Annotated in this window: 19 protein-coding genes; 13 read left to right on the top strand and 6 right to left on the bottom strand. The window is 59.7% G+C overall.

Annotation, left to right across the window (positions count from 1 at the left end):
• Nucleotides 1–13 precede the first annotated feature (13 nt).
• The 3 genes from C9413_RS00615 to C9413_RS00605 all read right to left on the bottom strand — a co-directional run bounded on the left by C9413_RS00615 (nucleotide 14) and on the right by C9413_RS00605 (nucleotide 3,997).
• Nucleotides 14–1,039: a LacI family DNA-binding transcriptional regulator gene (locus C9413_RS00615; protein WP_039846159.1), complete on the bottom strand. Its 1,026-nt coding sequence runs from the start codon at nucleotides 1,037–1,039 to the stop codon at nucleotides 14–16.
• 132 nt (nucleotides 1,040–1,171) lie between these two features.
• On the bottom strand, nucleotides 1,172–2,761 hold the full coding sequence (locus C9413_RS00610; protein ID WP_039846160.1) for a DHA2 family efflux MFS transporter permease subunit: 1,590 nt from the start codon (nucleotides 2,759–2,761) through the stop codon (nucleotides 1,172–1,174).
• 21 nt (nucleotides 2,762–2,782) lie between these two features.
• Nucleotides 2,783–3,997, bottom strand: coding sequence for an HlyD family secretion protein (locus tag C9413_RS00605; RefSeq protein ID WP_039846161.1), 1,215 nt, complete (start codon nucleotides 3,995–3,997; stop codon nucleotides 2,783–2,785).
• Nucleotides 3,998–4,147: 150 nt separating this feature from the next.
• On the opposite strand from C9413_RS00605, the gene C9413_RS00600 reads away from it, so the two are divergent.
• From C9413_RS00600 to lysS, 6 genes are all read left to right on the top strand, one after another.
• Nucleotides 4,148–4,822 (top strand): TetR/AcrR family transcriptional regulator, encoded by a 675-nt coding sequence (locus tag C9413_RS00600; RefSeq protein ID WP_039847004.1) that lies wholly within the window; start codon nucleotides 4,148–4,150, stop codon nucleotides 4,820–4,822.
• 103 nt (nucleotides 4,823–4,925) lie between these two features.
• Nucleotides 4,926–5,765, top strand: a complete 840-nt coding sequence (locus C9413_RS00595; RefSeq protein WP_039846162.1) for a GyrI-like domain-containing protein — start codon at nucleotides 4,926–4,928, stop codon at nucleotides 5,763–5,765.
• 100 nt (nucleotides 5,766–5,865) lie between these two features.
• Nucleotides 5,866–6,615 carry a TerC family protein gene (locus C9413_RS00590; RefSeq protein ID WP_039846163.1) on the top strand — a complete coding sequence of 250 codons (750 nt, stop codon included), beginning with the start codon at nucleotides 5,866–5,868 and terminating at the stop codon, nucleotides 6,613–6,615.
• Nucleotides 6,616–6,894: 279 nt separating this feature from the next.
• On the top strand, nucleotides 6,895–8,664 hold the full coding sequence (locus tag C9413_RS00585) for an SLC13 family permease (RefSeq protein WP_039846164.1): 1,770 nt from the start codon (nucleotides 6,895–6,897) through the stop codon (nucleotides 8,662–8,664).
• 192 nt (nucleotides 8,665–8,856) lie between these two features.
• Nucleotides 8,857–10,314, top strand: coding sequence for a glutamate--tRNA ligase (gltX, locus tag C9413_RS00580; protein ID WP_170250107.1), 1,458 nt, complete (start codon nucleotides 8,857–8,859; stop codon nucleotides 10,312–10,314).
• A 16-nt stretch (nucleotides 10,315–10,330) separates the two neighbouring features.
• Nucleotides 10,331–11,827, top strand: a complete 1,497-nt coding sequence (lysS, locus tag C9413_RS00575; protein WP_039846166.1) for a lysine--tRNA ligase — start codon at nucleotides 10,331–10,333, stop codon at nucleotides 11,825–11,827.
• Nucleotides 11,828–11,881: 54 nt separating this feature from the next.
• On the opposite strand, the gene C9413_RS00570 is transcribed toward lysS, so the two are convergent.
• A complete protein-coding gene (locus C9413_RS00570) occupies nucleotides 11,882–12,571 on the bottom strand; it encodes a hypothetical protein (RefSeq protein WP_039846167.1) in 690 nt (229 codons plus the stop codon).
• A 181-nt stretch (nucleotides 12,572–12,752) separates the two neighbouring features.
• Between C9413_RS00570 and C9413_RS00565 the strand changes: the two genes are divergently transcribed.
• The 7 genes from C9413_RS00565 (at nucleotide 12,753) to C9413_RS00535 (ending at nucleotide 19,619) form a co-directional block, all read left to right on the top strand.
• Nucleotides 12,753–13,661, top strand: coding sequence for a LysR family transcriptional regulator (locus tag C9413_RS00565; protein ID WP_170250106.1), 909 nt, complete (start codon nucleotides 12,753–12,755; stop codon nucleotides 13,659–13,661).
• A gap of 122 nt (nucleotides 13,662–13,783) precedes the next feature.
• The gene (locus C9413_RS00560) at nucleotides 13,784–14,944 is read left to right on the top strand and encodes an ABC transporter substrate-binding protein (protein ID WP_039846169.1); all 1,161 of its coding nucleotides are present in this window, start codon (nucleotides 13,784–13,786) and stop codon (nucleotides 14,942–14,944) included.
• 194 nt (nucleotides 14,945–15,138) lie between these two features.
• On the top strand, nucleotides 15,139–16,125 hold the full coding sequence (locus C9413_RS00555) for an ABC transporter ATP-binding protein (RefSeq protein WP_039846170.1): 987 nt from the start codon (nucleotides 15,139–15,141) through the stop codon (nucleotides 16,123–16,125).
• Nucleotides 16,122–17,090 (top strand): ABC transporter permease, encoded by a 969-nt coding sequence (locus tag C9413_RS00550; protein ID WP_039846171.1) that lies wholly within the window; start codon nucleotides 16,122–16,124, stop codon nucleotides 17,088–17,090. Before C9413_RS00555 ends, C9413_RS00550 begins: the two co-directional genes overlap by 4 nt.
• Nucleotides 17,080–17,895: an ABC transporter permease gene (locus C9413_RS00545; RefSeq protein WP_039846172.1), complete on the top strand. Its 816-nt coding sequence runs from the start codon at nucleotides 17,080–17,082 to the stop codon at nucleotides 17,893–17,895. The genes C9413_RS00550 and C9413_RS00545 overlap by 11 nt, the downstream gene beginning before the upstream one ends.
• Nucleotides 17,896–17,908: 13 nt before the next feature.
• The gene (locus C9413_RS00540) at nucleotides 17,909–19,336 is read left to right on the top strand and encodes a gamma-aminobutyraldehyde dehydrogenase (protein WP_039846173.1); all 1,428 of its coding nucleotides are present in this window, start codon (nucleotides 17,909–17,911) and stop codon (nucleotides 19,334–19,336) included.
• Nucleotides 19,337–19,445: 109 nt separating this feature from the next.
• Complete coding sequence (locus tag C9413_RS00535; RefSeq protein WP_022715956.1) at nucleotides 19,446–19,619, top strand: DUF1328 domain-containing protein; 174 nt, start codon at nucleotides 19,446–19,448, stop codon at nucleotides 19,617–19,619.
• Nucleotides 19,620–19,634: 15 nt separating this feature from the next.
• Here C9413_RS00535 and C9413_RS00530 read toward each other — a convergent pair whose 3' ends face one another.
• A complete protein-coding gene (locus tag C9413_RS00530) occupies nucleotides 19,635–20,303 on the bottom strand; it encodes a DUF1345 domain-containing protein (protein ID WP_039846174.1) in 669 nt (222 codons plus the stop codon).
• A 93-nt stretch (nucleotides 20,304–20,396) separates the two neighbouring features.
• Nucleotides 20,397–21,362, bottom strand: coding sequence for a transaldolase (tal, locus tag C9413_RS00525; protein WP_039846175.1), 966 nt, complete (start codon nucleotides 21,360–21,362; stop codon nucleotides 20,397–20,399).
• Nucleotides 21,363–21,598: the final 236 nt, after the last annotated feature.

Here is a 21,598-nt window from a genome sequence, read left to right as displayed (position 1 = left end):
ATTCTCCTTGCCGTTACGGCAGATTGTCTTTCAGGAATATGTCGAGCCGGATCCGCTCCTGCGCATCGATGACGGCAAGCCCGTCGGCCTTTGCCTTGAGAACCCGGATCGCACTGCGGACCTCATGGCCGGCGTTCTGGTTGAGGATCGCATCGATCGTGCCGTCGATGAGGGCTGCGCGCGTGTGGACGGTCAATTCATGGGCGACGACTGTCAGCGGGCGACTTGAGGCTCTCGCCTTCAGCGCCCTGACAAGGCCACGGTTGCCGGCGCCCAGGCTGTAGACGCCGATCACCCGTTCATGCTTGGACAACACGTCGGCGACCAGCATATGCGCCAGTTCCGGATCGTCGCGGCCTTCGAGGACCGGCAGGATGGAGAGCTTCGGAAATTCCTGCGCCATCAGCGCGGCAAAGCCTTCCAGCCGCTCGCGATGGTCGCGCACCAGCATGGAGCCGGCGAGCACCGCCACCTCGCCCTTGGCATCGCCAAGAAAACGTCCGAGAAGACGCGCTGCGGTTCTTCCGGCGGCGATATTGTCGACACCCGCATAATGATGCCGGCGCGAACCGGTGAGGTCTGAAACCAGCGTGACGACAGGAATGCCGTCGGCCACGAGCCTGTCGACCGCAGCGACGACCTCAGGTGCGTCGGTGGCGACAAGCGCAATCCCGGCGGGACGTTCATCGGCAAGCTTTTCGAGCGCCGTAACCAGAGCGGCCGGATCGAAGGCGGCAACCTCCACTGTGCGAATACTCGTCCTTTCGGACGGCGAACGGATCATCGCTTCGCGGATCTCGGCGTGCAGCCCGTGCATGAAGGAATTGTCCGAGGCGGGCAGGATGAAAACCAGCGGATAGGTGCGGCCCTTGGCGAGGTTGGCGGCGGCAACATCGCGCACATAGCCGATCTCGCGGATTGCCGTTTCCACTTTTTCGCGCGTGATGCGGCGGACACCCGGGCGCTGGTTCAGCACGCGGTCAACAGTCGCCAGACTGACACCCGCAGCAGCGGCGATATCATGAACTGTAGGCCTCATCGCTCCTCCTGATGAAACCATTATCGCCAAATTTGATGTACGTAAATCAAAAATTTCAAACGGCTGTCGAGCACCCCATAAAAAGGCCGGCATGGTCTCCCAAGCCGGCCGTCATTTCGAACCTTCGAACGCTCAGTGGCCCCCGCTGCCGCCGCCGCCGCCCTGGGGTTCCGGTTTCTTGATCATCGCGACCCCGAGGATCATGGCCACGAAAAGTACGGTCAGGATCAGGAATACGTCGCTGAAGGAGAGAATGATCGCCTGTCTGGTGGCAAGTCCGACCATCTGCTTGATCGCAGCCGAAGCACCGTCCAAGCCATAGGAGTTGAAGTTGGCAGTGAGGTTGTTCATCTGGTCGATCGCAGCCGGATTACCCCAATCCATGTTTTCCCGCAGCCGCTCGTAGTGCACGTCCTGACGGTTGGAGAGAACGGTGTTGATCACCGCAAGGCCGACTGCCCCGCCGAGGTTACGAGTAAGGTTGAACAGACCGGAGGCACCACGTATACGTGAAGGCGGCATCGTGCCGAGCGCGATGTTGTTGATCGGCACCATGCACATCATGAGTCCGAAACCGCGCAGGATCTGCGGGATGAAGAGCTCGTAGAAATCCCAGTCTTCGGTCAGGTGGGTCATGACGAAGGTGCCGGCCGCGAAGCTGGTAAAGCCGATCACCATCATCAGGCGAAGGTCCATCTTCGTCGACAGCCGGCCGGCAATCGGCGCAGTGAGGAACATTGCAAGGCCAGAGACAAACATGGTCTCGCCGATCATCAGCGAATCGTAACCGCGGATGCGCCCCAGATAGACCGGATAGATATAGGTGAGGCCGTATAGCCCGATGCCCATGACGAATGAGAATACCGAACCGAAGGAGAAATTCCTGTTGGTAAAAGCCCTGAGGTCGACGACCGGGAAGTCCACGGTGAAAGCGCGATAGAAGAAGATGATCGCGCCTGCCACTGAAGCCACAGCACCGGCGACGATATAGCTGTCGTTGAACCAGTCGTTCGAATTGCCTTCCTCCAGCACATATTCCAGCGCACCGAGGAAAACGCCCATGGAGAAAAGGCCCCACCAGTCGAACTTCCTGAAGAGCGACAGTTCCGGCTTGTCGAAGTCGATGAAATTCCAGGTGATGGTGGCGACCAGGATACCGGGAATGACGTTGACGAGGAACAGCCAGTGCCACGAGAAGGCGTGGCTGAGATAACCGCCGACGGTTGGGCCGATGGTCGGCGCAAGGGTGGCGATCAGGCCGATGATAGGCGAGACGATGCTGCGCTTCGACGGCGGGAAGATGGTGAAGGCGGCCGCAAAGACGGACGGAATCATACCGCCGCCGATGAAGCCCTGGATGGCGCGGTAAACGATCATCTGGTCGATGTTCGTTGCCGTTGCGCAAAGCACGCTCGACAGCGTGAAACCAGCAGCCGAAATAGCAAAAAGATAGCGTGTCGAGATGATGCGAGCGAGCGTTCCCGACAGCGGAATCATGATGACTTCCGCAATCAGGTAGGACGTCTGCACCCAGCCGATCTCATCCGAGCCGGCGGAAAGGCCGGCTTGGATTTCCGCCAGCGATGCGGAGACGATCTGGATGTCGAGGATCGACATGAACATGCCAAGCACCATCGCAAAGAATGCGATGAGCTTGCGCGGGTCCATTCGCTCTTCGGAAGGAGCGATCGGAACGGCGCCTGCTGTTGCGGTGGTAGCCATTGGCCTACTCCGGCTGGCTGATCACTTTGCTGCCTGCTCTCGACCGGGGGCCGTGCGGGTATCGACATCGACGACGACGCTGAGGCCGGCGCGCAAGCGGCCGCTGTCGAGCGCATCTTGAGGCAGCGCAATGCGGACCGGGACGCGCTGGATGATCTTGGTGAAATTGCCCGTCGCATTTTCCGGCGGCAGTAGCGAAAAGACGGAGCCGGAGGCCGGCGAAATCGACTCGACGGTGCCGACGATCGGATGGTCGTCATAAGCGTCGACATGCACATTGACCTTCGAGCCCGGAACCAGGTGCTGGATCTGCGTTTCCTTGAAGTTGGCATCGATGAAGAGCTGACGCACCGGAACGAGTGCCATCAGGCGCTGGCCGGGCGAAACGAGATCGCCTTCCTGAACAGAGCGGTTGCCGACGACGCCATCATACGGTGCCTTGAGAATTGTGAAGGACAGATCGCGGGCTGCCTTGTCCCGCTGAAGCTCGAGCGTGCGGACCGAACCTTCGGCCTCCCTGCGCTGCGCCTCGAGGATGGTGACGTTTGCTTCCGCCGACTTGATGGTGGCGTCACCGCCGACGAGATTGGCCTTGGCCTGGTCAAGAGCAATATTGGCAGTGTCGAGATCGGCCGTCGTGCCGACCGACTTCGCCTGGAGGTCCGCCTGGCGCTTCTGTGTGATCTCGGCGCCACGGACTGCCGCCTCGAGAGCCACCTTGGAGGCCTGGGCCTGAGCAAGCGCTGCCTTGGCTCCTTCGATCTGCGCGTCGATGCGGCTCAGAGACAGCTTCTCCGTAGCGATCTGGGCTTCGGCCTGATCGAGGGCATTTTGATAATCGCCGTTGTCGAGCGTGGCGAGCACGTCCCCGGCCTTCACCTGCTGGTTGGCGACGACATTCACCTTCGCGACATAGCCGGTGACCTTTGGCGAGATCGTTGCGATATCACCTTCGATATAGGCGTCGTCAGTCGACACCATGAAACGGCCGTTTGTCCACCACTCGTAGCCATATGATGCACCGCCGGCAAGAATAGCGAGCGCCACGATCGGTAGCACCAGGCTGCGGCGTTTCTTCTTTTCAGCCGGAGCGGTCTGCGTATCGGGGGCAGTCTGAGGGGCACGCGGAGCTTCCGCAGTCGCCGGTTCGGCAGGGACAACGGCGTCCGGCGCCGTCTCGTCCCTTGCGGAATCGCTGACAATGCGGGCGACATTCGTTTTCTGGTTGGACGACATGTGCAAAGACCGGGTAAATCGAGTGATATTGATCGAACTGAACGGTTCGGTTCAGTTGACATAAAGCGTTTTTAAAGCCATATCAAGTCATATCGAACCAGGCGGTTCGATTTTGTAATGTTCGCATCGGCGAACGCGGTTAAGGAGACAATGACGGACATTTTCAAAGATACGGTCGAAGCCCCGGTCGCAAGTGGCCGATGGGCGGCAGGAGAGGATCCGGCAAAGCGCAGGCAGATCCTTGAGGGGGCGAAGCGTGTCTTCATGAAACTCGGCTTCGATGCCGCGAGCATGAACGACGTGACGCGCGAGGCTGGTGTTTCGAAAGGAACGCTTTATGTCTACTTCGCCAACAAGGAAGAGCTTTTTACTGCGATGATGGAGACCGAGCGCGCCGCTTTTGTCGCCAGCGTGCGTGCGGCTCTCAATGCCAATCCCGATCCGGACACGGCTCTTTACGATTTCGGCATGACCTTCGTCCGGCACACAACCGAAGAAAAGGTCATCAATGCCATACGCACCGTCATCGGAGTGCGCGACCGCATGCCGCACCTTTGTCAACGCTTCTTTACCGGTCCCGAAAATATCCGGACCGTCCTCACCGACTATCTGAAGGCGCAGGTCGCCGCCGGGCATTTTGTGATCGAGGATGTCGAGCTTGCCGCTCGCCAGTTCCTGGAACTCTGCGGCGGAGGCTTCTTCAAGCTGCGCCTTTTGGGCGACATGGCGGGTCCTCCCTCCGAGGAGGAGATGAGCCGCATCATCCGCGGTGCGATCCGCGTCTTCCTTGCCGCCTATGGCGTTAACCAGAACCGGCCAGCCTAAACGCCTTCGATTTCTTTCGGCGTCGCGCTAAAATCCAGCAAAAGCGATCAAACCTGCTTGCCGGTTTTACTCTAATCAGGAGACCGCAACCGAGGAAGTGTGCATGAGTGCCATTGGACGGGCGATTTGGTTTATCGAAAGCCATTCCGCCAGCGATATCTCGTTGGATGATATCTCGGACGCCGCAGGTCTGTCGCGCTATCATCTGTCGCGCGTCTTCGGGCTCGTCACCGGCCACTCGATCAGCGGCTATCTCCGCGGACGTCGTCTGAGCGCGGCCGCATTGGCCCTGATCGGCAGTTCATCGAGCATCCTCGAGGTTGCCCTCGGCGCGCGTTACGGCTCGCACGAGGCTTTCACCCGTGCCTTTCGCGACCAGTTCGGCATCACTCCGGACGCTATTCGAAAGCAGGGGCACGTCCGCAACATCGCTTTAGTGGAGCCGATAAAAATGGACCCCGCACGCCTCAACGAACCTGAAGGACCCCGCTTCGAAAGCCTGCCGCCAATGCTTTTTGCCGGACTGCAAGAGACCTATGGGTACGGCGACAATGCAGCAATTCCTTCACTTTGGCAGAAATTCAACTCTTATTTCGGCAATATTTCCGGCCAGCGCGGCAATGCCGCCTATGGCATCTGCACACATATCCAAGGAGAAACCGAAACGTTTCGCTATATGGCAGGTGCCGAAGTCACCGATGCCGACGACCTGCCGGAGGGTTTTACGACGCTGAAAGTGCCCGCTCAGCGCTACGCCGTCTTCACTCATCGCGGCCACGTCTCCGCTATTGCGGCAACGATGCACCATATCTTCGGGACATGGCTGCCCTCCTCGGGTCTGCAGCACGCCGAGATGCCAGACATGTTCGAACGCTACGACGAGCGTTTCGATCCCCATACCGGCACGGGCATCACGGAAATCTGGATACCGGTGAAGGAATAAAAGCCTTCCCGGTTTCGTATATTCCCCTGCGCGCTTGTTTCTTGGCGCCTTCACCTTAAATTGCGGGCGTCAGATTCCATGGCGCGAGGGAAAATAGCTTATGCAAGATATCATCATGCTCGTTCAGGATCCGGCAGCCTGGGTGGCTCTGGTGACCCTGGTTGTCATGGAAGTCGTCCTCGGCATCGACAACCTGATCTTCATTTCCATTCTCACCAACAAGCTGCCGGTCGAGCATCGTGATAAAGCTCGCAAAGTGGGCATCAGCCTTGCCCTTCTCATGCGTCTTGCATTGCTCGGTACCGTGGCCTGGATCGTCCAGCTCACCACACCTGTCTTTCAGGCTTTCGGTCATGGCTTCTCTTGGAAGGACATGATCTTGATCGCCGGCGGCCTGTTCCTCGTATGGAAGGCCACCAAGGAAATTCACCACAGTGTCGATCCGGAAGATCACAACGAGGATTTCATCGCGAGTTCGGCAACGACGGGCTTTGCGGCGGCGATCAGCCAGATCCTGCTGCTCGACCTTGTCTTCTCGGTGGACAGCATCATCACCGCCGTCGGCATGACCCCGCACCTGCCGATCATGGTCATCGCCGTCATCGCCGCCGTCACCGTCATGCTGTTTGCCGCCACGCCGCTTGCGAATTTCATCGAGAAAAACCCGACGATCGTCATGCTGGCGCTGGCCTTCCTGCTGATGATCGGCACCACACTCATCGCCGACGGCATGGGGTTCCATGTACCGAAGGGCTATGTCTATGCCGCCATGGCCTTCTCGGCGCTGGTTGAAGTGCTGAACATGTTTGCAAGAAACGCCCGAATGCGGAAGAAGGCCAGCGGGCATTGACGGGATTTAGACGGGGGGCGCGACAAAAACGCGCCCTTTGCTTTTTAGCCAGGCCGCTCCCCTGGCGAGCTCCCTGTGATCGCCGAAACCAGCCGCTGATCGCCTGCCGTGATGTCCGGCGCGAAACGGGCGGCGCCCGCCCTGTCCGGCGAGATGCTGGAAATGACCATTTGCGCCCGGCGAGGTGAAGGATAGGAACTTTGCATCCTGCATGACATTGATTGGTCCAGGAAAGCGTACAAGTATCATCCGGCGATCAGCCCTAACCTTCAGAGCGGTATGACGACCCAACAGATCCTTTCCTTCGGCGTGATCGGCCTGATGATGGCAATCTTCATCTGGGACCGGTTCCGTTACGACATTGTGGCTTGTTGCGCCCTCGTTCTTGCGGTTGCAGCCGGTCTCGTTCCTTTCGGCAAGGCATTTTCCGGCTTCGGAGACGACATCGTCATCATCGTCGGCAGCGCCCTCGTCGTCAGCACCGGGGTGGCCCGCTCGGGGATCGTCGACATGGCGATCAAGCGCTTCTTTCCCAATCTGGACAAGCCGCATCTACAACTTGCCCTGTTGCTTATCGTTGTTGCGGTGCTATCAGCCTTCATCAAGAATATCGGCGCATTGGCGATCATGATTCCGGTCGCCTTCCAGTTCGCCAGGAAAACCGGCAAATCACCATCGCTCTATTTGATGCCGATGAGTTTTGCTGCGCTGCTCGGCGGCTTGATGACGCAGATAGGCACTTCGCCCAACATCGTCGTATCGCGATTGCGCGAGGAGATCACCGGTGCTCCCTTCACCATGTTCGATTTCACGCCTGTCGGCGCGACCCTGACCCTTGTCGGCATCGTCTTCTTGATCTTCTTTCATTGGCTGGTGCCGGAACGGCAAAACGAGAATCCGTCGCTCGAGGAGGCGCTCGACCTCAAAACCTATTTTTCGGAGGCGACGGTTGTCGAAGGATCAAGCTTCGACGGCAAGAAGCTGAACGAACTCCTTCAACTCGGCGACGGCGAAGTCGTGGCGACGGCGATCCTGCGCGGCCACTCCCGCATGTCGCCTTTTCCCGACGTGACACTGAAGGCCGGCGATACGATATTGCTGGAAGGCGTGCCGGATGCACTCGATCGCGTGGTGACCCATGCGAAGCTGAAGCTCTCCGGAAAGCCCATCCCGGAAGCGCGGGCGGAAGGCAATCTCGTGTCGATCGAGGCTGTCATCACCGCGGAATCGATGCTGATCGGCCTTTCCGCTCGCCAGCTCTCGCTGTGGAACCGGCGGCGGGTCAACCTGCTCGCCGTCAGTCGCCAAGGCCACAAGCTCACCGAGCGGCTGAGCGAGGTGACGCTTCGGGCCGGCGACGTTCTCCTGCTTCAGGGAAGCCGCAGGAACCTGCCTGCCTTCCTGCAGGAATTTTCCTGCCTTCCGCTTGCCCAACGTGACATCATGCTTGGCACGCCACGCCGAGGCTATGTGCCCCTTCTGATCCTCGCCGCCGCCATGGGCGTGACTGCCGCGGGCCTCACGCCGGTTTCGGTCGCGTTTTTCTGCGCGGCGCTGGCCATGGTCGTCTTTCGCGTGATCCCGCTCGTCGATGTCTATAAGTCGCTCGATGCGCCGATCCTGATCATGCTTGCAGCACTGATCCCGGTATCCGATACGCTCCGTACCACGGGCGGCAGCGATCTGATTGCCGGATGGCTTGGCGATTTCGCTGCCCAGATGCCGCCATTCGGCGCGCTGGCGTTGATGCTGGTGACCGCCATGGCAGTCACGCCATTCCTCAATAATGCCGCCACAGTCCTTGTCATGGGGCCGATCGCGGCGAGTTTCGCCGAAGCCCTCCATTACAAACCGGAAGCTTTCCTGATGGCGGTTGCTATTGGCGCCGGCTGCGACTTCCTCACGCCAATCGGCCATCAATGCAATACGCTGGTTTTCGGCCCCGGTGGCTACCGCTTCAGCGATTACCCTCGCCTGGGCCTGCCGCTCTCCTTCATCATCATCGTGGTGAGCGTGCCCGTGCTTCTCTATGTTTGGCCTGCGCTTTGAGTGCCTGGCGCCCATTTTCCTTGACGTGCGCGGTCGAATATGGCCTTAAGGCCAGCCAAACGGACAATCGGCGGATGAAGTGGGCAGAATGCCCTTATCCGGCCGGTTTCCTGATCCAGTGATCTGCATTCTTACCGCCGAACGTCGCTTTCGCAGGAAAGCCGTCCGGCATTCATTTGACGGGCACATAAAATGACAGCTTCCGGCGTCCGCGTCCGAATCGCTCCCTCGCCGACTGGCGAGCCGCATGTCGGGACCGCTTATATCGCTCTCTTCAATTCTCTTTTCGCCAAGAAAAACGGCGGCGAGTTCATTTTACGCATCGAGGATACCGATGCTACGCGCTCGACCCCGGAATACGAAAAGAAGGTCCTGGATGCGCTGAAATGGTGCGGCCTGCAATGGTCGGAAGGCCCCGACATCGGCGGGCCCTATGGCCCGTACCGCCAGAGCGACCGCAAGCATATCTACGGCGAGTATGTCGAAAGGATCGTTGCTGCCGGCCACGGTTTTCGCTGTTTCTGCACGCCGGAGCGTCTGGAAAAGATGCGCGAGGCGCAACGCGCGGCAAACCTGCCGCCAAAATATGACGGCCGCTGCCTGAGCCTCTCGGCAGAAGAAGTCACCTCGCGCATGGCGGCAGGCGAACCTACTGTCGTGCGCATGAAGATCCCGGCCGAAGGCTCCTGCAAGTTCACCGACGGGGTCTATGGCGACGTGGAAATCCCGTGGGATGCGGTCGACATGCAAGTCCTCTTGAAGGCCGACGGCATGCCGACCTATCACATGGCAAACGTCGTTGACGACCACCTGATGAAGATCACCCATGTCGCCCGCGGCGAGGAGTGGCTGGCTTCGGTACCAAAACACATCCTGATTTACCGGTATCTCGGCCTCGAGCCGCCGGTGTTCATGCACCTGTCGCTGATGCGCAATGCCGACAAGTCAAAGCTGTCGAAGCGCAAGAACCCGACCTCGATCTCCTATTACACCGCGCTCGGCTATATCCCCGAGGCGCTGATGAACTTCCTCGGCCTCTTCTTCGTCCAGATCGCTGAAGGCGAAGAGCTGATGACGATGGACGAGCTCGCCGGAAAATTCGATCCGGAGAACCTCTCCAAGGCGGGCGCGATCTTCGACATCCAGAAGCTCGATTGGCTGAACGGCCGCTGGATCCGCGAGAACCTTTCGGAAGAAGATTTCCAGCATCGCGTCCTGCAGTGGGCGATGGAAAACGATCGCCTGAAAGCCGGTCTTGCGCTCTCGCAGTCGCGCATCTCCAAGCTTGGGGAACTGCCGGACCTCACGGGCTTCCTGTTCAAGTCGGACCTGAACCTTGATCCATCCGCCTTTGTCAAGATCAAGTCGCCGCCGGAAGAGATTCTGGAAATCCTCAACACGGTTCAGCCGGACCTCGAAAAGATCCTTGAATGGAACGTCGGGTCGATCGAAGCCGAGATGCGCGCCGTTGCCGATCGCATGGGCAAGAAGCTGAAGGTGGTCGTCGCACCGCTTTTCGTCGCCGTCTCCGGCTCATCGCGCTCGCTGCCGCTCTTCGATTCCATGGCGATCCTCGGCCGCGCCGTCGTACGCCAGCGCCTGAAACTGGCGTCCCAGGCGGTCGCCTCCCTCGTCGGCCCGAAGAATTGAACCGGACGTTTGCATCATGACTGAGAAGACCGAAACAGCGACCCTTTCCTCCGACGCGACGGAAGTCCGCGCCCAGAAGCTGAAGCTGCTGCGCGAACAGGTCGGCGATGTCTATCCGGCGCATTTCCACCGGACGATGACCAATGCCGAACTCGCTGCGAAATACGAGGGCCTGGAGCCGGACACCGAGACACAGGATGTCGTCACCGTCGCCGGCCGCGTCTATTCCTCGCGCAACTCCGGCATGTTCATGGACATCCATGACGCTTCGGCCAAGATCCAGATCTTCAGCCACAAGGACACGACGCCGCAAGAGGCTCGCGCCCTGCTGCCGATGATCGACATCGGCGACATCATCGGTGTAACCGGCGCGGTGCGCCGCACCAAGCGCGGGGAACTGACGATCAACGCGCAGCAGATCACCATGCTGACCAAGTCGCTTTTGCCGATGCCCGAGAAGTGGCATGGCCTCTCCGACATCGAGCTGCGCTACCGCAAGCGTCACCTCGACATCATGACCAACGAGGAATCGAAGCTCCGTTTCCAGCAGCGTTCGAAGATCGTCTCCGGCATCCGCCGCTTCATGGAGAATGACGGCTTCATGGAAGTCGAGACACCGATGCTGCAGTCGGTCTACGGCGGTGCGACCGCCGAACCCTTCAAGACGCATCACAACACGCTCAAGCTCGACATGTACCTGCGCATCGCGCCGGAACTGTTCTTGAAGCGCACGCTGGTTTCGGGCCTCACCGACAAGGTCTTCGAGATCAACCGCAACTTCCGCAACGAAGGCGTCTCGACAAGGCACAATCCCGAATTCACCATGATGGAGTGCTACTGGGCCTATGCCGACTACGAGGACATGATGGACCTCGTCGAACGCATGTTCGCCGAGCTTGCCGTTTCGGTCCATGGCAGTACGGAATTCACCTTCGTCGACAAGCAGATCTCCTTCAAAGGCCCGTTCCGCCGTGTGCCGATGCCTGACGCCGTCAAGGAAGCGACCGGCATCGACTTTCTGGCGATCAAGACCGACGAGGAAGCCCGCGCCGCCACGAAGGCCGCGGGTTTCGAAATCGAGAAGGACGCAACCTGGGGCGAATGCCTTGCCTTCATCTTCGAGGAGAAGGTCGAAAGCACGCTGATCCAGCCCGCGCATGTCACGCATTTCCCAAAGGATATTTCGCCCTTCGCCAAGGAAGTGCCGGGTGAGCCGCGCCTCGTCGAGCGTTTCGAGACCTATTGCAACGCCTGGGAACTCGGCAACGCCTTCTCCGAACTCAACGATCCAGAAGAGCAGCGCAAGCGCATGGTCGAACAGCTGGAGCAGGCTCACGCGCGCGGCGAAAAGGAAAAACAGCTGGACGAGGAATTTCTGGACGCAATTGACCAGGGCATGCCGCCCGCCGGCGGTCTCGGCATCGGCGTCGATCGCCTGATCATGCTGCTCACGAATTCCGCCTCGATCCGCGACATCATCCTCTTCCCGGCCCGCCGCAGCAAGGCGGACTGAGCAGGTTCAAAACGCGGGCGGCCGATGGTCGTCCGCCTTTCGCATGCCCAATGATCAATGGCCGGAGGCAGGAGCAGCCTTGCTGCCTTCTGGCGCAGAAACGGCTTCGCCTTCCGATGGTGCATCCCCTTCACCGCCTTTTTCGTTGCCCTCGCCTGCGGTTGCAGCGACAGCCGTCGGATCAATGCAATCGGAGCGTTGCTTGAACGAGGCGTTCAGCGCCTGGATTTCTTCGTCCGGCAAATCGATGCGCTCGCCGAAAAACAGGCCGTTCTCGCTCGCCTGACCATCGTAAAAGCGGGCGGTATAGGGTTTTCCGTTCAGCCCTTCGACCAACTGGTCGGGATGCGGGATATAAACCACGTCGGCGCCGATCGCCCTGCCGCGAATATCCGAACGCAGCGTTGGACCGTTTTCATCGAGGACCACGACCTGTACCAGATCCGGCCTTTCTTGCGCGTAAACGGCTTGCGCCACGCGGAGCGCCGTCTTGACCCGTGTCATGCCGTCCGTCGGCTCGGTCTTGATGTATTTGCGAATCCAGACGCGATCCTGCTTCTTGATGGTCACCAAGTTGACATCGGTACAGGAGACGCCGTTCGCCTCTTCCAACACCTGGCCGATGATGTTGTCCCTGCCGATATAAAGGGCAACACCGCCGGAAGCGCCTATGAACAAGGCCATTCCGCCGATCACGATCACCAATTTCCGGGAGGGCCGGAAGATGCGCAGTAAGGCCTTCACGCCAACTGCTCCGCCATCGAAAAAACTCCAACGCAATACATGCGAGTGATGCTAGTCAAACGACGTTTCGGAATGCTTAAGTGGTCTTTCGAGAAACATACCAATTCAGGCTAAAGACCAAAAAAGGTCCACCACCCGATGTGCTTGCCATGATCGGTTTGGCCGTGCTCTAAAAACACACATGGCCTTCACCCTTCGCCAGATCCAGTATTTCGTCGCCGTTGCCGAGCAGGGTTCGGTGACGCGCGCCGCGCAGAATCTTTCCATCTCGCAATCATCGGTCACAGAAGCGCTGAAGGAGTTGGAAACCGACCTCGGCGTCGAACTCTTCGAACGTCACCCCCGCGGCCTGACGATCACCCACAACGGTCACCAGTTCCTCCGGCATGCGACTAAAATTCTAGCCAGCGTCTCCGATGCCCGCGCCAGTTTTTCCAGCCTGCAAAGCGCTCTGTCCGGAACATTGAATATCGGCGTCACCTCGCTGGTCGCAGGCTACGTTCTCTCCGATCTTCTGGCGCGATACCGCCGCGCCTGCCCTGGTGTGGAGGTTAGTGCAATCGAAGACAATGGCGGCTATCTGGAGCATCTGCTGGTCGGCGGTGAACTCGATGTCGCGGTCATGGTAATCTCCAATCTGCGCGACCGCATGGCGCTGCAGGCGGAGATCCTCGAAACTTCGCCCTATCGTCTCGGGCTGCCGATCGGCCACCCGTTGGTTTCGGCCGACATCATCTCGGTTGCCGACATTGCCCGCGAGCCGCTGATCATGCTGACGGTGGATGAGATCGAGGAGAACACCGGCAAGCTGCTGTCAGCGCTCGGCGCCCGCCCGCATGTTGCCTTCCGCACCCGGTCGGTGGAAGCCGTGCGCAGTCTCGTCGCAACAGGCGCCGGCGTCGCGCTGCTTCCTGATCTCGTCTACCGCCCCTGGTCGCTGGAAGGCGACCGGATCGAAAGCCGCGATGTCTCCGGTTCATTGCCAGTCGTCCAGGTCGGCATGGTCTGGCGCAAGGGTTCCAGCCTGCCGCAAGCAGCACGAGATTTCGTCGGTATTGCGGAAGCGATGCGATCCGGCCGTGCGCGATAAAAGATATCGGAATTTCCGATATCGTCTTTCTGATAAATGAATTTGCGAAACCGGATATTTCAGCGCACCTTTCAGCCGGGAACAAAATGCCGCAACAAGCGGCACAAACCGGGAGACAGGCGATGAAGTACCTTCTGAAATCGTGCACTGCTGCCCTCGCAAGCTTAAGCTTCGTGACGCAGGTGGCTGCTGCCGAACCGTTGAAGGCCTTGGACAAGGGTGAGGGTGCGGTCAGCATCGTCGCCTGGGCCGGCTATATCGAGCGCGGCGAAACCGACAAGAATTACGACTGGGTTACAGATTTTGAAAAGAAGACCGGCTGCAAGGTTTCCGTGAAGACGGCGGCGACCTCGGATGAGATGGTGGCGCTGATGAACGAAGGTGGCTTCGATCTCGTCACCGCTTCGGGCGATGCTTCGCTGCGTCTCGTTGCCGGCAAGCGCGTGCAGCCGATCAATACCGATCTCATTCCGAGCTTCAAAAACCTCGACGAACGCCTTCAGAGCGCTCCGTGGCATACCGTGGGCGGCGTCCACTACGGCGTGCCCTATCTGTGGGGGCCGAACGTTTTGATGTACAACACCGATGCCTTCAAGGATAAGGCCCCGACCAGCTGGAAGGTGGTATTCGAAGAAGAAACGCTGCCTGATGGCAAGTCCAACAAGGGCCGCGTCCAGGCCTATGACGGGCCGATCTACGTCGCCGATGCTGCCATGTATCTGATGGCCCACAAGCCTGATCTCGGTATCAAGGATCCCTACGAACTCAATGAAGACCAGTATAAGGCGGCCCTCGATCTGCTGCGCGGCCAGCGAAAGCTCGTCTCCCGCTACTGGCATGACGCGATGATCCAGATCGACGACTTCAAGAACGAAGGCGTCGTCGCATCCGGCTCCTGGCCGTTCCAGGTGAACCTGATGCAGGCCGACAAGCAGAAGATCGCCTCGACCTTCCCCGAGGAAGGCGTCACCGGCTGGGCCGACACGACAATGCTTCATGTCGACAGCGAGCATCCGAACTGCGCCTATATGTGGATGGAGCACTCCCTGTCCCCCAAGGTCCAGGGTGATGCCGCCGCCTGGTTCGGCGCCGTCCCCTCCGTTCCGGCAGCATGCAAGGGCAACGAACTGCTGACCGATACCGGCTGCACCACCAACGGCTTCGACCACTTCGACAAGATCAAATTCTGGAAGACGCCTGTTGCCAAATGCACGACACAAAGTGAATGCGTGCCGTATCATCGCTGGGTGTCTGACTATATCGGCGTGATCGGCGGGCGGTAGTCAACAGGCAGAATGATTGCCCCTAATCCTCTCCCACACGCAGGGAGAGGCGACATGCCCCAAAACCTCTCGCCGCTATCTGAAACGCCCCGAGGGGCGAGAGCATCGCCGCGAATCCCCTTCGCCGCGCGCTTGCGGCGAGAAGGTGTCCCGCAGGCAGGATGAGGGGCATCATGTATAACCCGGAGACCCCAATGACCCCCGCCGTCCGTTTCCAGCAGGTTTCGCGCCATTTCGGCCAGGTTCGCGCAGTCGACGGCGTCGATCTCCAAATCGCACCGGGCGAGTTCTTCGCGATGCTCGGTCCGTCGGGTTCTGGAAAGACGACCTGCCTGCGTCTGATCGCCGGCTTCGAACAGCCAACGGATGGGCATATCGAGATTTTCGGAGAAACGGCAGACGGTGTCCCGCCCTACCGCCGCAACGTCAACACCGTCTTCCAGGACTACGCGCTCTTCCCGCATCTCAACATCCTCGACAACGTTGCCTACGGGCTGATGGTCAAGGGCATCGGTAAGGCAGAGCGCACCAAGGCGGCCGAACAGGCGCTGGAACTTGTGAAACTTCCGGGCTACGGCGCCCGCCGCCCCGGCCAGCTCTCCGGCGGCCAGCGCCAGCGCGTGGCACTCGCCCGAGCGCTCGTCAACAAGCCGAAGGTCCTGCTGCTCGACGAGCCGCTTGGCGCGCTTGATCTGAAGCTGCGGGAGCAGATGCAGGAAGAATTGAAGAGCCTTCAGCGCGCACTCGGCATCACCTTCGTCTTTGTCACCCACGATCAGGGCGAGGCGCTCTCCATGGCAGACCGCGTCGCCGTCTTCAACAATGGCGGCATCGTGCAGGAGGGTACCCCGCAGGATATCTACCGCCGTCCGAAGACATGCTTCGTCGCAGATTTCGTTGGTTCCTCGAATGTCATCGCGCCAGATGTAATGACGTCGCTGGGCGGCGAAAAGCGCTGGGCAAGCCTGCGCCCCGAGGCGATCCATCTCTCCGGCGACGGCATGGAGGCGGCGGTCGAAAACACCAGTTTCCTTGGCGCCGCGACTCGCCTGACGGTCGGCATGAGGGGCACACGCCTGCATGTCACACTACCCGCAGGTGCCATTGTGCCGGATATCGGCGCCAGCGTGCGCCTTGCTTGGCAGCCGGCCGACGTGCATTACATGGATGATGCAGCATGACAGTGCTTGCCCTGACAAAGCCTGGCGTTACGACCTCCATCTTGCCCGGCCGGGGCGGAATCTTCGGTGGGTTGTCGGACGCCTTCTGGCGCCATCCGAAGCTACTGCTTTTGCTGATGCTGACACCGCCGCTGCTGTGGCTCGGCATCATCTATATCGGTTCGCTTATCGCACTGCTGCTGCAGAGTTTCTTCTCGATCGACGATTTCTCCGGCTTGATCAAATACGAGTTCACGCTTGCGACCTATGCCGAGCTTCTGAACCCGGCCAATTTCGACATCATCGTCCGTACCGTCGTCATGGCGGTCATGGTGACGATCGCATCGGCCGTCATCGCCTTCCCAGTCGCCTACTACGCCGCGCGCTATGCGCAGGGAAAGTGGAAGGCGTTTTTCTATCTCGGTGTCATGCTGCCTCTCTGGTCGAGCTATCTCGTCAAGGTTTACGCCTGGAAGCTGATCCTCGCCAAGGAAGGCATCCTCACCTGGATCTTCGCCAAACTGCATCTCTCATGGCTGCTCGACGCCATTCTTACGCTGCCGGTTGTCGGCGGCAATTCGCTTTCGGTGAGCTATCTCGGAACCTTCGTCGTTTTCGTCTATATCTGGCTGCCCTACATGATCCTGCCGACGCAGGCCGCTCTCGAGCGCGTGCCTGCAAACCTGATCGAGGCCGCCTCCGATCTCGGCGCCACGCCGGGCCAGACCTTCCGCACGGTGCTGTTCCCGCTCGCGCTGCCCGGCATCGTCGCCGGCTCGATCTTCACTTTCTCGCTGACCCTCGGCGATTACATTATCCCGCAGATCATCGGTTCTTCCCGCCTCTTCATCGGCCAGGCGGTCTATGCGCAGCAGGGCACCGCCGGCAACGTGCCGCTCGCCGCCGCCTTCTCCGTCGTGCCGATCGTCATCATGGCCATCTACCTCTGGCTTGCAAAGAAACAGGGGGCCTTCGATGCGCTCTGACCGAGGACACCGCTCCCCTCTCCCCCTGAAGATCGCAGCCGTGAGCGGCCTGCTTTTCCTGCATCTGCCGATCCTTTTGATCTTCGTCTATGCATTCACCACCGAGGAGAAGAGCTACCAGTGGCCGCCGCCGGGGCTGACGACGCAGTGGTTCGACGTGGCCTGGAACCGGCCTGACGTCTGGGCAGCCCTCGGCCTTTCTGTTCAAGTCGCCTGCATCGCCACCGCTATCGCCCTGGTGCTCGGCACGCTTTGTGCTGCCGCCGTCAGCCAGACGAAGTTCTTCGGCCGCGAGGTAATCTCTTTGCTCGTCATTCTGCCGATCGCCCTTCCCGGTATCATCACCGGTATTGCGCTGCGCTCGGCCTTCAGCCTGTTCGACATCCCGTTCTCGGTCTGGACGATCGTGCTTGGCCACGCCACCTTCTGCGTCGTGGTCGTCTACAACAATGCGGTCGCCCGCTTCCGCCGCACCTCCGGCTCATTGATCGAAGCTTCGATGGACCTAGGTGCCGACGGCTTCCAGACTTTCCGGCACGTCATCCTGCCGAATATCGGCACCGCGCTGCTTGCCGGCGGCATGCTTGCCTTTGCGCTCTCCTTCGACGAAGTCATCGTCACCACCTTCACCGGCGGCCAGCAATCGACACTGCCGATCTGGATGCTCGAAGAACTCATCCGCCCGCGCCAGCGCCCGGTCACCAACGTGGTCGCCATGGCCGTCGTGCTCGTCACCTTCCTGCCGATCCTGGCAGCCTACTACCTCACCCGCGACGGCGACCAAATCGCCGGAGCCGGCAAATAAAAGGGAGAACATCATGGACACCCAGATGCTGATTGGATCCCGCTTCGAAACGGGCACGGAAACGGACGAACACATCCTGAACCCGAAGACGGGCGAGACGGTGCTGAATCTGCCGGAAGCCTCGTTCGGCCAGATCGATGCCGCTGTGGAAGCCGCCGGGAAGGCTTTCAAGCGGTGGTCGCAGACGACACCTGCCGAACGCTCCGGCTATCTGCTGAAGATCGCCGATGCCATTGAGAAAGACGGACAGGGCTTTGCCACGCTCGAAGCACTGAACTGCGGCAAGCCGATCAACGCCGTGCTCAACGATGAAATCCCGGCGATCGTCGATTGCTACCGTTTCTTCGCGGGCGCTGTCCGCAACCTGCATGGCCCGGTTTCGGGCGAATACCTGCCTGATCACACCTCGATGATCCGCCGCGACGCAATCGGCATCGTCGGCTCGATCGCGCCCTGGAATTATCCACTGATGATGATGGCCTGGAAGCTGGCACCCGCGATTGCCGGCGGCAACACCGTCGTCTTCAAGCCTTCCGAACAAACGCCGCTGACGGCTCTGAAGATGGCGAAACTGCTCGCTGACATCCTGCCCGAGGGCGTTGTCAACGTCATCCTCGGTCGCGGAGAAAGTGTCGGCAATGCGCTGATCAACCACCCGAAGATCGCCATGATCTCGATCACCGGCGATGTTGCGACCGGCAAGAAGGTGCTGCAGGCAGCCGCCAAGTCCGTCAAGCGCACGCATCTGGAACTTGGCGGCAAGGCCCCCGTCATCGTCTTCGACGACGCCGATATCGATGCCGTAGTTGCAGGCATTCGCACCTTCGGTTACTACAACGCCGGCCAGGACTGCACCGCCGCCTGCCGTATCTATGCTGACGCCAAGGTCTACGACAGGTTCGTCGCCGATCTCTCCTCGGCGGTTTCCTCGATTAAGTTCAACCAGGCCGAGGACACTGAAAACGAGATCGGCCCGCTGATCTCCAAGCGCCAGCGCGACCGCGTCGAAAGCTTCGTCACCCGCGCTGCCGAGCACAAGCACATGGAAATTACGACCGGCGGCAAGACCTCAGGCGACAAGGGCTTCTTCTTCACGCCAACCGTCATCGCCGGTGCCACGCAGGATGACGAGATCGTCCGCCGCGAAGTCTTCGGCCCGGTCGTCTCCGTTACGCGCTTCACCGACGTCGAGGATGCCGTCGCTTGGGCGAACGACAGCGACTATGGCCTTGCCTCCTCCGTCTGGACCAAGGACATCAGCTGCGGCATGAAGACGGCCGCGCGCCTGCAATATGGCTGCACTTGGATCAACACGCATTTCATGCTGGTCAACGAAATGCCGCATGGCGGTCTCAAGCAATCCGGCTACGGCAAGGACATGTCGGTCTATGCGCTGGAGGATTACACCGCCGTCCGGCACGTGATGATCAATCATGGTTGAGTAATTCCGACCAGTATCAGTTGTGATCAAGACCGTCGCAGACAACTGCGGCGGAACAATTTGGCCTTTCCTGCGTCCTCTTTCTGTATCCAACGCAGAGGAAACATCCATGCTCAAATGGGCTCTCATATTTCTCGTCATTTCGCTGGTTGCCGGGTTCTTCGGTTTTTCCGGTATCTCAGCCGCCACCGCAACGATCGCGCGCGTCCTTTTCGGCATCGCCCTCGTCATCTTCCTGATCTTCCTGATCTTGGCGCTGATCGCCGGCCAAGCGGTTCTCTAGAACAGCGTGGCTTGCCTAGAGCAGGCTCGCTCCGACATTGATCGCGAGTGCGAGGATCGTCGTATTGAAGAGAAACGACAGCACTGCGTGAAGCAGCGCGATCTTGCGCATCGTCATGGTGGAGACGGCAACATCAGCCGTCTGCGCCGCGACGCCGATCGTGAATGAGAAATAGAGGAAGTCCCAATAGACGGGCTCTTCGATCCTGTCCGGAAAAATCAGGCCTTCACCCTTGTCAGGTCCGCCATAGAATCGATGGGCGTAGTGGATGGTGAAGAGCGTGTGGAGGAAAATCCAGGAGACCAGGATCGTGACCACCGCCGCGCAGGCCCTGGCGAAGGCGACATCAGGTGGTGCTTCTTTCACGGAATGCAGCTCGAGCCCAATGCCAGCAATGCTTGCGAGCGCCGCCGCGATCGACAGGAAGAGCACGAAGGTGTCTGAAAAATCCAGATCTTCCGCTCGCTTCCTGATATCCGCGACTGTCGCCCGAAGCATCCTTCGCCAACTGATACATGTAAAGACGATGGCCGTCACGTTCCAGCCGACCAGCACGTTCTTGGCGTTCACATCCCGGGAGGTGAGAAGGAGGAAAACGACCAAGCCCGCAATGAAAGCAATGATGATGCTCAGATGCCGGACGGCATAGGTCATTATCGAACTGCGCTGATCGTCATCCGCCATGTCTTTCCTCAGGCTTTATGCCATTGATATCAGTACGAAAAAGGCGCGGCCACCATTGGCAACCGCGCCTTTTAGCCGTTTTCTATGAAGACGTCAGGCAGCAGCGAGCTGCAATTCCTTCTGGACCATCGTGCGAAGCGCTGTCAGGTCCTTGGCGAAGGCGCGAATGCCTTCGGCAAGCTTTTCGGTTGCCATCGCATCTTCGTTCATCATCCAGCGGAAGGCCTTCTCGTCGATTTCGATCCTCGGCTCGGCCTTCTTCGTGTCCGGCGAGAGCTTGCGGACCAGCGCGCCCTGATCGTTGGCGAGTTCGTCGAGCAGCGCCGGGCTGATGGTCAGGCGGTCGCAACCAGCCAGTGCTTCGATTTCACCGGCGTTGCGGAACGAGGCGCCCATGACGATCGTCTTGATGTCATGCGCCTTGTAGTAATTGTAGATGTCACGGACAGACTGAACGCCCGGATCCTCTTCCGCAGTGTAATCCTTGCCCGTCGACTTCTTGTACCAGTCGAGGATGCGGCCGACGAAGGGCGAGATCAGAAAAGCCTTCGCATCGGCGCAGGCAATGGCCTGGGCCTTGGAGAAGAGAAGCGTCAGGTTGCAGTCGATGCCCTCCTTCTGCAGCACTTCCGCGGCGCGGATGCCTTCCCAGGTCGAGGCGAGCTTGATCAGAATGCGGTCGCGCTCGATACCGCGCTCCTTGTAGGAGGCGATGATGCCGTGCGCTTTGGCGATCGATGCTTCAGTGTCGAAAGAAAGGTCAGCATCGACCTCGGTCGATACGCGACCCGGCACGAGCTTCGACAAGGCGGCGCCAACGGAAATCGCTAGACGATCGGCAACGGCTGCGGCAACCGCATCGCTGTTTCCGCCCTGTTTCTTGCCCCAGGAGACGGCTTCCTTGATTGCGTCGGCAAACATCGGCGTTCCGAGTGCCTTCAGAACGATGGTCGGATTGGTCGTGCAATCGACCGGCTTCAGGCGGGCGACAGCCTCGATATCGCCGGTATCGGCGACGACCGTGGTCATGTCGCGAAGTTGGTCAAGCTTGGATGTCATGGTCAAAATCCCTTGTGAACTCGAACTGCTAACTTGAGCTGCGGACCGGCGCGAGCTCCGCCCGGCAATGAGGTAGTCTACAGGCAGATGAGTTTGCTGCAGGCGAAAACGCGTGCCTTCCCATGTGCCCGCACATTGTCTTCCTCGGACAAACGACTGCGTCGGGAATGACTATCGCCATTCCGAAATGAGAAAGTCAAGGACATTTGTGCATTTCAATTGACATAAGTGTCACG

Source organism: Rhizobium sp. SEMIA 4085 (assembly GCF_013004495.1).
Lineage (GTDB): Bacteria > Pseudomonadota > Alphaproteobacteria > Rhizobiales > Rhizobiaceae > Rhizobium > Rhizobium gallicum.
The sequence above is the reverse complement of the archived record's forward strand: the minus strand, read 5'-3'. Positions and strand labels throughout refer to the sequence as shown.